Source organism: Clostridium sp. CM041, assembly GCF_055081035.1.
Genome location: NZ_CM143648.1, coordinates 1,599,795 through 1,613,726, shown reverse-complemented (window position 1 = coordinate 1,613,726; position 13,932 = coordinate 1,599,795). Strand labels below are relative to the sequence as shown.

Here is a 13,932-nt window from a genome sequence, read left to right as displayed (position 1 = left end):
GTACTCCTTTTAAATGTGTATATATATAGCATTTAATACTTGTTAACTGTCCCCAAATAATTGTGAGATTTTGATTTGTTGAAGCTAACTACATCCAGTAGTAGTTCCACATTCAAGGCAAACTTTACAAGTGCCGTTTCTAACAAGCCTAGTACTTGAGCAATGAGAGCAGGTTTCAGAGTATAATCTTTCCCCTTTAATAGTATCTGTGCTTATGTTAGTAGGGGCAAGGACATTCTCAGCTTCTGCTAGGCCAGTTGAAATTTCAGTCTCACCAGGCATTAGTGGATTTTTAGGTATATTAGCGTTGTCGTAATTTTCAGGCTTAATTTGACATCTACTATAATCTCCTAGTTCTATATCAATAATCTTACTAATTAAATCAGATATAGAAGAAACAGATTTAATATAAGGATGCTTTTGTACAAAACCATAAGGTTCAAATTTTTGTCCTCGAAGCATTTTAGAAATAGCTTGCGCAGGTACATGATGCTGAAGCATTACTGAAATTGCCTTTGAAAGAGAATTTAATAATCCAGTAATTATAGTACCTTCCCTATCTGTAGTTATATATATTTCAGAAATTTCTCCGTTTGAACGCCTATTTATCGTAGTATAGACTTTTACATCATCAATTTGAGCAGGATGAGTAGTTCCATAACGTATTCCAATTGGTTTTTCTCTTGTGGAGTGGTTTGAAGTTTCTTGTAATGACTTTGCTTTCTTTAAAAGAGCCTCGTATGATAAATCCTCAAGTAACAGTTCTTTGTCAACAGATAAAGTAGTGTTTAAAGGTTGACTTGCTTTTGATCCATCTCTATATAAGGAGATACCTTTCACACCTAGTTTCCAAGAATTTAATATTACTTCTTTAAAGTCTTCTATAGTAGCATTCTTAGGTAAATTTACAGTCTTTGATATAGAACCTGATATCATTGGAGTTATTGCCGCCATCATGAGAACATGTCCCATAAATGAAATATATCTTTTTCCGCTACCGCATTTGTTTGCTGTATCGAATATAGGCAAGTGTTCTACCTTTAAATGTGGAGCACCCTCAATTTTTCCATCAATAATTTTTTCATATTCAAAGCCGTTTTCATCAACCTTTTCTTTTCTTAGAATATAATCAAGAATATCATTTGTTTCACTTTCGGAATATCCAAGGTTATCCAATGAGTCTTTAATTACAGGGTTTACGATGGTCATAAATCCACCACCAGATAATTTTTTATAAATAAAATGGCTGAAATATGGTTCAACTGAGGTTGCACCACAATCCATTGCAAAGGAAATAGTGCCAGTAGGAGCTAAAACCGTAACTTGAGCATTTCTAAAACCATATTTTTCACCACTGATTAGTACTTTTGACCAACAGTTTTTTAAAGTTTCACTTATATTGCTTAGGGAATCATTACCTAAAATATCATGGTTAACTTTTATAGGATCATAATTCAAATGTTCATAGTTACTATTTAGAGCTCCAGCAGCTCTTGCATGATTCCTTATAACTATTTGCATATGTTTTTTGTTGATTTCATATTTTTCAAAAGGAGCTAGTTCTTTTGAAAGTAGGGATGATACATAATAAGCCTGTGCAGTCATTATTCCACTTAGCGCTGCAGCTATATTTCTAGCATCTTCTGAGTCATAGGCATAGCCCATTACCATAAATAAAGAAGCTAAATTTGAAAGCCCAAGACCTGTCGTTCTAAATAAATAACTTTTCCTTGCTATATCTTCAGTTGGAAACTGACCCCAATGAATGGAGGATTCAAGGACTAATTGAGTAAGTCCTATTAGATGGACATATCCATCTACATCAAATTTTTTAGTCAAAGCATCATAAAATTTATAAATATTAATAGAAGCTAAATTACAAGCGGTATCATCTAAAAAAGCATATTCTCCACAAGGATTAGTGGAATTAATTCTATTATGTTTAGCATTAACTACTCCATCTTCTCCACCGGGGCAAGTATGCCATGCATTAAAGGTATCATCAAATTGAGGCGCTGGATCAGCACATTGCCAAGCAGCATTATTAAAGGTATCCCATAGATTCTTAACACTTATGTCTGCATCAACTGTGGAATCACATCTCCCTTTAAGAGTAATAGTCTGATTAGGATTTTTCGATAAGGTATCAACTTTCATCATAAATTCATCTGAGAATCTTATGGAGTTGTTTCCATTTTGGCCAGATACAGTCTCATAAGCCTCTCCTTCAAAGCTACCATCATAACCCATTTTAGTAAGAGCGCGTACTTTATCTTCTTCTTTAGCTTTCCAAGTCATAAACTCCATTATTTCAGGGTGATTGATATCAAGGCATAGCATCTTAGCAGCACGCCTTGTAGTTCCACCAGATTTTATAGCTCCAGCATTTCTGTCAAGTCCTCTTAAAAAACTCATAAGACCTGATGAAACACCACCACTAGATAATCTTTCACCTATACCTCGTATGGAGGAGAAGTTAGTTCCGGTGCCAGAGCCACCTTTAAATAATTTAGTCTCTGTTACATACTGCTCAGAGATTGAATGATTGCCAAGTAGTTTATCTTGGATTGAGAGAATGAAACAAGCTGAAGCTTGAGTCCTTGTATAAGCATCTTCGCTTTTAACTATCATTTTTTCTTTTTCATCGTAATAAAAATTATCTAAGGATTCGCCTTTTATACCATAGGACAGGTTAAGACCCGTATTAAACCATTGAGGAGAATTTGGTGCAAACATTTGATTTAAAAATGCATATATTAATTCATCATAAATAATGCTTTTTTCCTCTTGAGATTTAATAATAGTCTCATCAGTCAAGGATTCACACCAAAAATTAACAAGTCTATGAGCTACCATTTTCATACTATCTTCATAACCTTGTTTATTATTAACACCAGATTTTCTGAAATATTTTGAAGCAATAATATCGCAAGAATTTTGAGAGTAATGCTCCGGAAATTCTAAAGCCTTCATATCTAAAAGCACTTTATTTGTTTTATGGTCTTTTAAAAAAACATTTACCTTTTTCCATTTAAATAAATCAAAAACAGTAATAGTTTTATCTTTTTCTAATTCCTTTGTATAAAATCGTTTGATTAAATTTTTTATCTCCGCCATAATTAATACTAGCTTAAAAAGCTAGTATATTCACCTCCTATTAGTTGCATAATAATTAAGATTAAGTCTAAATTATGTAAAACATACTTCTGTATGGTTGATATTACTACACTAAAAGATTTTCTTGATTATTTAGTTTAATTATTATGTGTTATATTAGTATAACACCATATGTAGTAAGTAGAAAAAGAATTGTAACTACAGATGGTATTATATAATAGAATCAAATAAAAATCAACATTAAATATTAACCAAAAAATATGACGAATAAACGGCAAATTTATATAATATAGTAGTATAATAAATACATATTTATTATTATGTAAAATAATAAACCTGAATATTTATTATTATGTAAAATAATAGACCTAAAAGTTTATTATTATGTAAAATAATAGACCTAAAAGTTTATTATTATGTAAAATAATAGACCTAAAAGTTTATTATTATGTAAAATAATAAACCTAAAAGTTTATTATTATGTAAAATAATAAACCTAAAAGTTTATTATTATGTAAAATAATAGACTTAAAAGTTTATTATTATGTAAAATAATAGACCTAAAAGTTTATTATATGTAGAAATAAACTTACGTATTTATTATTTTGGAAGAGGTGATGATGAAATTATGATACATCAATTTGATGGAAAAATACCTAATGTACATAAACATTCTTATATTGCTTGCAGTGCAGATGTTATAGGAAATGTGTCTATAGGAGAGTACAGTAGTATTTGGTTTGGAGCTGTATTAAGAGGCGATATGAATTCCATGTCTATAGGTTCTTATACAAATATTCAAGACAATTGTACAGTACATAATGATGATGAATTTCCGGTTAATATTGGAGAGTATGTAACTATAGGACATAATGCCATAATACATGGTTGTAAAATTTCAAGTTATACTTTAATTGGAATGGGAAGTACTATACTAAATGGAGCAGAAATAGGGGAGTATACTATAATCGGCGCTGGTAGCTTAGTTACTCAAGGAAAGAAAATACCCTCAGGGGTTCTTTGTATGGGAGTGCCGGTAAAGGTCATTCGCGAACTAACTACAGAGGAAAAGGAAGGATTAAAAAAATCAGCTCAGCATTATGTAGAGCTTTCAATGAAATATAATACAAAACAAATAAATGACCATACCTTAATTTAGATTGTTATAGAGCGCGAAAAATGATAATATTAAATGGAATAGAAAAGGTGACAGATGAGCAGAAATATAAATACATGTTTATAGAAAATATTTAGTACAATATGTTGATAAATTTAATAAATATATAGATTGGTCAAAAGTTTAAAAAAGGTAGGAGATAATAAATGATAAAAATAGGAGAATTTAATAATTTAAAAGTAGTTAGGCGAGCAGAATTTGGGTACTATTTGGGCGCAGAGACTGAAAACACTAGTGATGATATATTATTGCCAATGAAAAGTACTTTAGGTAGAGCACTTAATATTGATGATGAAGTTGAAGCCTTCGTTTATAGGGACTCAAGTGATAGGTTAATTTCGACTTTAAAAAAACCTCTTGCAAAGGTTGGTGATCTAGCCTACCTTAAAGTAATTGATATGACTGCAATAGGAAGTTTTGTAGGAATTGGTTTAGAAAGAGACGTATTAGTTCCTTTTAAGGAGGAAAATTACAAATTAGAAACAGGCAAAAAATATCTTTTTTATATATATCTAGATAAGACTGGAAGAATAGCGGCCACTACTTTTATTGATAAATATTTATACGATACAGATTCATATGATATTGATGAGGAAGTGGAAGGAACAGTATACGGAATCCAGACTAATGGTACCGTAATGATAGCTATTGATGATATTTATAGAGCGGTTATTCTAAGAAATGAGAATTATATGAGTATAATACCAGGAGATAGATTAAGTGTACGAGTAAAAAAATATTATGAAGATGGCAAAATGGATGTAACAGCAAGAAAACCAAGACTAGAAGAAAGAGATGTAGTTGAGGAGCAAATAATAGAATACTTAGATAAAAGTGATGGCTTTATGCCATACAATGATAAAAGTTCTCCAGATGATATAAAGAAAGTTTTTAAAACTAGCAAAAATGCATTTAAGAGAGCATTAGGAGGCCTTATGAAAAATGGGCTAATCCATCAAGATGAAGAAGGTACTAGATTAAAATAATTAGATAGGTTTATAACAGTAAAAGGCTGATGAGTTAACTCATCAGCCTTTTACTGTTATATTTTAGATGAACTACGTTTAAATATCTTTACAATTTCATTAAAAAGTAATGGTATTAAGGCTAAAATAGTAACGATACCCCAATCTGCTAAACTTAAAGCATGAACACTAAAAGCATTTGCTAGAGGTGGAATAGTTATTATCAAATCTTGTAGCAGTATACCTAAAACTATAGCTGCAATTAAATATTTGTTTGAAAATAAACCTATTTGGAATATGGATTTTTTATCATTTCTCATATTTAAAGAATGAACAAGCTGAGAGACACTAAGTACTACAAAGGCCATAGTTTGTGCATGCTTTAAAGCATCTTGTGAAATGTTTTTAGGGAATAGTGGGAATAAATTAGTTGTGCCACTATAATATTTTGCACCTATTATAAAGGCTGCTAAAGTTACTAAACCGATTAACAATCCGTTAAGAAGTAAACTTAATGTTGAACCTTTAAATAAACCGTATTTTTGATTGCGTGGTTTATACTTCATTACGTCGGGGTCACCAGGATCGACACCTAAAGCTAAAGCTGGAAGCGTATCTGTAATTAAGTTAACCCACAATATATGGATAGGTCTAAGTGGCGATGCCCAACCTAAAAGTATTGCAAGAAATAAAGCAATAATTTCTCCAACATTACAGGAAATAAGAAATACTACAGTTTTCTTAATATTCGTGAAGATATTTCTTCCTTCCTTTATAGCGGAAACAATAGTTGAAAAGTTATCGTCTATTAATATCATGTCAGCAGCACCTTTAGCTACATCAGTACCTGTTATACCCATGGCTACACCTATATCTGCCATTTTCAGGGATGGCGCGTCATTTACTCCATCACCAGTCATTGATACAATGTTTCCTTTGGATTTAAGAGCATTTATAATTTTTACTTTATGCTCTGGAGACACTCTTGCGAATACCCTTATATTATCAATTTTACTATTTAGTTCATCATCTGAAAGTTTATCAAGCTCAGAGCCAGACATAACGGCTAGAGGATCTTTAGTAATATTAAGGTCTTTCGCTATAGCAAAAGCTGTGTTTTGGTGGTCGCCGGTTATCATTACGGTTTTTATTCCGGATTTCGTGCATACAGAAATAGAATCCTTAACTTCCAGTCTAGGTGGATCTATCATACCTACCAGGCCAATAAGTATTAAATCACTTTCTAAAGAATCAATATCCACATGGGATGTTGGAAGGATTTTATAAGCTGCGCCTAGAACTCTTAAAGCATCATCAGACATTTTATTAGATACATCTAATATTTCTTTTTTTATGACTGGAGTAATTTCTATTATATTGCCTTTAATACAGGCTTTAGTACATAGTTTTAAGAGATTATCAATAGCCCCTTTTGTCATTACATAATATTCATTATCATATTTATTTACAGTAGTCATTAATTTTCTATCTGATTCAAAAGGAATCTCAGCAATTCTTCTATGGGTTTTTTCTAAATGGTCTTTAAATATATTGTAAGTTACCCCAGCTACTAGTAAAGCAATTTCAGTGGGGTCACCTGTCTTTGAATCCTCAGAGTACGTAGCATCATTACATAAAATAAGATTTTCAAGTAAGAGCTTATGCTCATTGTCCTTAATGTTTAAATTGGCTATATTACCTAAGAGGCCATCTGCATAGAATTTTGTTACAGTCATTTTGTTTTGAGTTAATGTTCCTGTCTTGTCTGAACATATAATATTTACTGAACCTAAGGTTTCAACTGCGGGTAATTTACGTACAATTGCATTCTTTTTTATCATTTTTTGAACTCCCATAGCAAGTACTATAGTGACTATTGCAGGAAGACCCTCAGGTATCGCAGCTACTGCTAAACTAATAGACGTAAGTAACATTTCAAAAAGATCTCTTTTTTGAAGAATGCCTACTATAAACATAAGAGCACATATAAGTAACGCACCTATTCCTAGGTATTTGCCAAGTTCAGCCAGTTTTTTTTGAAAGGGTGTCTGGTCATCTACTTTCTCATCTAACATTTTAGCGATTTTACCTAGCTGAGTATTCATTCCAGTAGATACGGCAATGCCTATACCTCTACCGTAAGTTGCGAGTGTAGACATGAAGAGCATATTCTTTTGATCGCCGAGTGGAATATCATCACCAGTTAAGACTATGGAGGCATCTTTATCTACTGGCACAGATTCTCCTGTAAGTGTAGATTCTTCAATTTTTAAATTTGCAGTTTCAATAAGCCGTAAATCGCAAGGCACATATCTTCCAGCGTCAATAATAATGATATCACCAGGTACAACTTCGTTAGATGGAATTTCTTTTAACTGTCCATCGCGTCTAACTACAGCCTTAGGCGTAGATAATTTTTTTAGTGCATCAAGAGCTTTTTCAGCTTTTGACTCTTGAATAATTCCGACTGTAGCATTAATAACAATTACAATAGCAATTATAACTGCATCACTTATTTCACCAAGGAGGGCAGAAATTACAGCAGCTGCAATTAAAATATAAATTAAAATATCATTTAATTGGGAAAAAAACATAGATATTAGGGTTTTAGGCTTTTTAGTTTCTAACTGATTTAGTCCGAATTTTTCTCTTTTTAGGTCTGTTTCTTTTTGAGAAAGTCCTGTTATTGGATTGGAGCCTAATTCTTTTAGAACTTCCTCTATAGTTTTGTTAAAAAACATGAATATCACCTCGTGTATAGTATTTGTTGTTACCTTATAATTTATTAAAAATAAAATACAATGCCTAATATTCCTGAAATTATTATTACTAAAATTGGATGGAGTTTATTGGTTAATAATATTCCTAAAACTATAATTCCAATTATTATACTTTTAATATCTTTATATGATTCCATTCCCATTGATAAGAATACAGAGATTATAAGGCCAATTAGTGCAGGCCTCATACCGGATAGTGCAGCCTTCATTATATAGGATTCCTTAAATTTTGAAATATAGTGATTAGCTATGGAAACTAAGATAAAAGAAAATGAAACTACGCCTAGGGTTGCAGAAATAGCACCGAGTACTCCAGAAACTTTATAACCTACAAAAGTAGCTGAATTTATGGCTATGGGTCCCGGAGTCATTTGTGATATACCAATAATATCAACAAACTCTTTAAAGGTAATCCAATTATTAGTGGATACAATTTCTCTTTCGATAAGTGGAAGCATAGCATAGCCTCCACCAAAGCTAAAGGCACCTATTTTAAAGAACGATAGGTAAATTTTAATTAAAATAGACATTTACTTCACCTTCTTTCCAAGAAATATAATCCCGTATAAACCAGATAAAAGTATAACTATAACAGGGTGTACATTAAAAAATAGTATACTTACCATAGAAATTAAGATTATAACAAGGTTTACATAGCTCTTCTTTAAGGATTTGGATAAGCTTACTACAGCTATGAGTATAAGAACTGGTACTGCAGCAGAAATGCCTTTGAAAACTAAATCAACATAATAATAATCTCTAAATTGCATAAAGAAAACTGCAATGCATAATATTATGAAAAATGAAGGTAAAATCACACCTAGAAGTCCGATGATAGCGCCAATTAGGCCGTTAATTCTATAACCGATAAATATACTACTATTAACCGCTAAAGCTCCAGGAAAGGTTTGGGAAACAACAATTATATCCATGAAATCTTCTTTTGAAAGCCATTGTTTTTTACTTACAACTTCAGTCTCAATGAGCGGTATCATTGCATAACCTCCACCAAAAGTAAAAGCTCCTATTTTAAAAAAAGTCCAAAACATATTGAGTAATCTTTTCGTTTTTCTCACCTCAAATAGTTTAATGTGCACTCTCGGAAACTCTTAAGGCACTGCTAACTCTTGATTCATTTTGCTCAAAAATCAACTTCACCTCAAAAATTCGTGGTGCCTCATATTGTACGAATAACCTAGAAAATTTAAGCTATTCGTATTATTTTTTATTTTTTTTACTTAAACATTGTGAAATAAGACTTGACAGCTAGTAAAAATTCGCAAAATTAAATATGTATATTTTTTACATTATTTCATTTGCGAGGAGTGTTTTTATGTTAACTGTTAAGGTTTCTCATTCCCAATATCAATATTTTCTTGAAACATTTTTAGAAAAATTCTATATTCAAACCAATCAACAAATCACTTTGTTTGAGCGTAGTTCACAAATAACTAAAATATGGTCTACCGACCTAACCGGAATTGTCCCTCTAATAGAAAGTACTTATTCTAAATCTAATCAAGGAGCTCCGCCAAAAGATGCGGCAGCATTACTCAGGTCACTTATTATCATGGCTTATTGTAAAGAAACTAGTATATCCTCTTGGGTAAAAACATTACGTTCAGACCCTTTCTATTCAATTTTATCTGGTTTTATACCCGCTTGCTATTCAGACTCTAAAGCCGAAGGCATACATGTTGACCGACTTCCTGGTGTAGGTACTTTTTATGATTTTATGGATAGGCTGATTCATAAGGATAAGATCCTTAATAAATCCAAACTGCGTAAAATTAAACGTAAACCACGTAAAAAGCAAAAGAAAAACCAAAAGATGAATAACTCCAAATCTGGTGTAGTTGACCGTTTAGTTAAAAGAATCTTAAAATTTGATAATTTAAAGCTCCTTGACAGAAGCGAATCCAAAATGAACAACATACTTAAAGAATTATTTGTTATTCCTTCTTTATCAATGGGTATTTTGGGCGATCCTTCTAAACTAAATATTGCTGGCGACGGAACCTGTATGCCAACACAGGCTTCGCCTTACGGTAAAAAAGTTTGTGATTGCAAACTTAAACCAGGAGAACATTGTGACTGTTATCGAAAGTTTACCGACCCCAGTGCTAGCTGGGGTTGGGATAGCTTTAATGAACATTATTACTATGGTCATACCTATCATGGATTTACTGCCTGTGATAGCTTTTACAGCCTACCTATCCATATTAAATTTGTTAGCGCGGCACGCCATGATGCTGTTACTGGAGTTTATGCACTTAAAGAACTTGTAGATTTATATCCTGAAATTAAATTTCATTCTGTAGCCTTAGATTCTGCTTATGATGCTAATGCTTTTTATCTTTTATGCATGCATTATGGAATAAATCCTATTATTGATTTAAATTCACGTTCTTCAAAACCATCATCAAATAGTGAATTTGTTAAACTTGATAAGAATGCTATTCCACACGGAACTGTTTGTGGACATCAGCTTCGTAATTGGGGAATTATTACTAAACAATATAGACATAAATGGTTATTCCCAGTTCAATGTGAAAACTGTGAAAAATGTCCTATGAAAAGCAATAAATCTTATTACACTAAAACATTAGATAACCCAAGGTATTTTACTCCAATATTAAGAGGTTCAAAACAATGGAAATCTCTTTATAAAAGACGTTCAACTACTGAAAGGTGTTGGGATAGAATAAATAATAATTTTCATGCTGAAGATGCAATTATTTATTCTGTTGGGTATAGAATAACAAGGGTATTTCTTGGTGCATTTTGCTGTTTCATAGATGCTTGGGCATCAGAAAAATTAATAGCCCTTGCTGATATTTTCCCAACTCTTAAAAATATAGCTGCGTAATTTAAAATAAATTTCAATTCAATAACCAGCCTACGGCTTTTTTTAATAGTGTATAAAAAAGTCTTTTTGTCATGCCCGTAATTAATTCAAATATAACTTTTCATTCAAATAAGCACTTTTAATACTTAAATATGGAAATTGTTAATTATTGTTTTCCGACTATACTATTTAATTTTTGATCATATCAATAGAAATGCCCTTAAAAGTATGAAACTATACTTTTAATCTATAATATTTACCATATAAGTATACTATTATAAAAAAAAATTGGCAATTGTATAAGCAAAAAGAATTAGCTTCTTATAAGTGGTAGGAATTAATTTTTATTTGTGTATATTTTATTTCGGAAAGTTAGATATAATATATATAAGAATATAAGCAGACGTGATGATTTTTATAATAATTAATATTGATAAATAGGAGATGGAGAAAATTATGGAAATATCAAGAGCTAGAAGAAAATCACCTATTACACCTGATAAAAAAACTGTGTCTAGTAAAAAAGATTTTTCTCAAAATTTTAGTTTTGCTAGACAGCAAAACTCAGAGCAGCAACTAAGAGATATGATGGATGTAATAAAAAAGAAAGGAAATAGGTTAAGTATTACAAAATGCTTTTCAGATGTGAAGGCATATAAAAATTTAATTAGAGAATACTTGGATTCTGTTTTGAAACACATGTATGAGCTTAAAAAGGATATTAGTTTTTGGCAAACACAATATTTCATAACGGTGGATACCGTAGACACTAAACTAGAGGAACTTACGCAAATGTTGTTGAATCAAGAAAAAGAAAATCTTGATATTGCAAATACTATTGATGAAATTTCAGGGTTAATTGTAGATATTTATAAATAAAAAAGTACACATATTTTGTAAAGTTTATTATAGAAACTTCACAAAGTATATGCACTTTTTTCAAAAGTCTAAAGGAAAGAATTAAAACTAGCATCTGACGGCATTCTAAGATCTCCCCTTGGGGATACACTTATAGTTCCTACTTTTGGACCGTCGGGCAGAGCTGAACGCTTAAATTGTTGAGTAAAGAATCTTTTTATAAATTTATCTAACCATTTGCGTATATCTTTTTCGCAGTAATCAGCTTTGAAAGCTTCTTTAGCTAAAAATAATATTTTACTTGGCGAAGTACCTTGTTTCATAAAATAATAAAGGAAAAAGTCGTGTAGTTCATATGGTCCTACTATGTCTTCAGTTTTTTGAGTTATTTGACCGTTCTTATCTTTGGGTAGAAGTTCAGGACTTATAGGAGTGTTAAGGATATCTAAAAGAATGTCTGTTACTTCCTTTGAAGCTTCTTTATCTGCTACATATTTAACTAAATATCTCACCAAAGTCTTAGGGATTGAGCAGTTTACGGAATACATAGACATATGATCACCATTATATGTGCACCAACCTAAGGCGAGTTCTGATAAATCTCCAGTACCTATTAAGAGTCCACCTTCCTTATTTGCAACATCCATAAGAATTTGAGTTCTTTCTCTCGCTTGAACATTTTCATAAGTTATATCATGTTTTTCCACTGGATGATCTATGTCTTTAAAATGCATCAGACATGCATCTACTATATTAATTTCTCTGAGTTCTGTTCCTAAATTTTTACATAGGTTTATTGCATTCATATAAGTCCTATCTGTAGTTCCAAAACCAGGCATAGTTATAGTGATAATATTTTTTCTGGGTATTTTTAAAAGGTCGAAGGTTTTAACTATAACGAGTAATGCTAAAGTTGAATCAAGCCCACCAGAAATCCCAATAATAGCCTTGTTAAGACCAGTATAAGAGAATCTTTTAGCAAGGGCTGAGGATTGAATATTAAATATTTCCTTGCAACGTATTTCACGTTTATATAAATTAGAAGGAACGAAAGGATGCTTATCGATATTTCTATCAAAAACGCCAAAATCTACATTCCTAAATTCAAAGGGAATTTCACATGCTTCAAAAGGGCATATAGAAATACTATTTCTAAAACTGGTATTCTTTAATCTTTCACTGTTTAATTTATCTATATCAATAATTGAAGTAACAATTTCATTTTCTCTTTGAAATCTATTATTTTCTTTTAAAACTAAACCATTTTCGCTAATTAAAAGATGGCCACTGAAAAGTAAATCTGTAGAGGATTCAAAAACACCAGAGGATGCATATAAATAAGAACACATACATCTTGCGCTCTGGGATGAAACTAAGGATTTTCTATAATCAGCTTTGCTAACTAATTCATTTGATGCAGATAGATTAGAAATTATATTCGCACCTTGAAGAGCTAAATAGCTACTTGGAGGAATGGTTACCCAAAGATCTTCACAAATCTCAAATCCGAATTTAATATTGCCACTTGTAAATAATAAATTTGTCCCAAAAGGGATGCCTTTTGCAAAAGAAAGATTTACAGTTTTGCTTATGAGGCCAAGACCTTCAGTAAACCATCTTTTTTCATAAAACTCAGAGTAATTTGGAATATAGCTTTTTGGTACTATTCCTAAAAGTTTACCGTTAAATATTATATAAGCACAATTATATAGAGAATTGTTATAGTATAAAGGAGACCCTACAGCAATTAGGATTTCTTTATTTTTAGAAAACTCACATAGAGATTCAATTGCCTTTTCAGATTTTTCAATTAGTTGATGTTGTAAAAATAAATCAGCACATGTGTAAGCTGTTATGCAAAGTTCTGGGAAAACTATGAATTTTGATTTCTCATCATAAGCCTGATTAATGCAGTTTTTTATGTTGATTAAGTTAAATTCTATATCTGCCACATTTACAATTGGACAAGCAACAGAAACCTTTATAAAAGAAGTTTCCAAACTAATTCACGACCTTTCTTTAGTTTTTCAAATATAGTATATGTAAAACTGACTTAAATAATAAATATTTACTGAAATTATATCATATTAGCTAGATTAGTAGGGACGGTTAATGATTATTTTACCATTATTTTTTATTGCCTTTTTAATAGTTACTAACTGTCCCTTGCTATTGTGACAATTTCAA

Annotated in this window: 9 protein-coding genes; 4 read left to right on the top strand and 5 right to left on the bottom strand. The window is 31.3% G+C overall.

Annotated features, from left to right (window positions below):
• Positions 1-84 precede the first annotated feature (84 nt).
• Positions 85-3,117 (bottom strand): vitamin B12-dependent ribonucleotide reductase, encoded by a 3,033-nt coding sequence (locus tag ACWJJT_RS07575; RefSeq protein WP_462956584.1) that lies wholly within the window; start codon positions 3,115-3,117, stop codon positions 85-87.
• A 628-nt stretch (positions 3,118-3,745) separates the two neighbouring features.
• Between ACWJJT_RS07575 and ACWJJT_RS07570 the strand changes: the two genes are divergently transcribed.
• Positions 3,746-4,276 (top strand): gamma carbonic anhydrase family protein, encoded by a 531-nt coding sequence (locus ACWJJT_RS07570; protein WP_462956583.1) that lies wholly within the window; start codon positions 3,746-3,748, stop codon positions 4,274-4,276.
• Positions 4,277-4,440: 164 nt separating this feature from the next.
• The gene (locus tag ACWJJT_RS07565; RefSeq protein WP_462956582.1) at positions 4,441-5,280 is read left to right on the top strand and encodes a CvfB family protein; all 840 of its coding nucleotides are present in this window, start codon (positions 4,441-4,443) and stop codon (positions 5,278-5,280) included.
• Between the two features lie 56 nt (positions 5,281-5,336).
• On the opposite strand, the gene ACWJJT_RS07560 is transcribed toward ACWJJT_RS07565, so the two are convergent.
• The 3 genes from ACWJJT_RS07560 to ACWJJT_RS07550 are packed head-to-tail and all read right to left on the bottom strand — an operon-like array spanning position 5,337 to position 9,088.
• Entirely contained in the window at positions 5,337-8,000 is a 2,664-nt protein-coding gene (locus tag ACWJJT_RS07560) for a cation-translocating P-type ATPase (RefSeq protein WP_462956581.1), read from the bottom strand.
• 44 nt (positions 8,001-8,044) lie between these two features.
• Positions 8,045-8,569, bottom strand: coding sequence for a chromate transporter (locus tag ACWJJT_RS07555; RefSeq protein ID WP_462956580.1), 525 nt, complete (start codon positions 8,567-8,569; stop codon positions 8,045-8,047).
• Positions 8,570-9,088: a chromate transporter gene (locus ACWJJT_RS07550; RefSeq protein ID WP_462956579.1), complete on the bottom strand. Its 519-nt coding sequence runs from the start codon at positions 9,086-9,088 to the stop codon at positions 8,570-8,572.
• A 284-nt stretch (positions 9,089-9,372) separates the two neighbouring features.
• On the opposite strand from ACWJJT_RS07550, the gene ACWJJT_RS07545 reads away from it, so the two are divergent.
• On the top strand, positions 9,373-10,908 hold the full coding sequence (locus tag ACWJJT_RS07545) for a transposase (protein WP_462954445.1): 1,536 nt from the start codon (positions 9,373-9,375) through the stop codon (positions 10,906-10,908).
• A 435-nt stretch (positions 10,909-11,343) separates the two neighbouring features.
• Entirely contained in the window at positions 11,344-11,766 is a 423-nt protein-coding gene (locus tag ACWJJT_RS07540) for a YaaR family protein (protein WP_462956578.1), read from the top strand.
• 68 nt (positions 11,767-11,834) lie between these two features.
• Here ACWJJT_RS07540 and ACWJJT_RS07535 read toward each other — a convergent pair whose 3' ends face one another.
• Positions 11,835-13,745, bottom strand: coding sequence for an NAD(+) synthase (locus ACWJJT_RS07535; RefSeq protein WP_462956577.1), 1,911 nt, complete (start codon positions 13,743-13,745; stop codon positions 11,835-11,837).
• Positions 13,746-13,932 lie beyond the last annotated feature (187 nt).

Bases quoted from the DNA above. Each gene is read 5' to 3' on its own strand.
- ACWJJT_RS07550 (WP_462956579.1), bottom strand. From the start codon at position 9,088: ATGTTTTGGACTTTTTTTAAAATAGGAGCTTTTACTTTTGGTGGAGGT.
- ACWJJT_RS07545 (WP_462954445.1), top strand. From the start codon at position 9,373: ATGTTAACTGTTAAGGTTTCTCATTCCCAATATCAATATTTTCTTGAA.
- ACWJJT_RS07555 (WP_462956580.1), bottom strand. From the start codon at position 8,569: ATGTCTATTTTAATTAAAATTTACCTATCGTTCTTTAAAATAGGTGCC.
- ACWJJT_RS07565 (WP_462956582.1), top strand. From the start codon at position 4,441: ATGATAAAAATAGGAGAATTTAATAATTTAAAAGTAGTTAGGCGAGCA.
- ACWJJT_RS07570 (WP_462956583.1), top strand. From the start codon at position 3,746: ATGATACATCAATTTGATGGAAAAATACCTAATGTACATAAACATTCT.
- ACWJJT_RS07575 (WP_462956584.1), bottom strand. From the start codon at position 3,117: ATGGCGGAGATAAAAAATTTAATCAAACGATTTTATACAAAGGAATTA.
- ACWJJT_RS07560 (WP_462956581.1), bottom strand. From the start codon at position 8,000: ATGTTTTTTAACAAAACTATAGAGGAAGTTCTAAAAGAATTAGGCTCC.
- ACWJJT_RS07540 (WP_462956578.1), top strand. From the start codon at position 11,344: ATGGAAATATCAAGAGCTAGAAGAAAATCACCTATTACACCTGATAAA.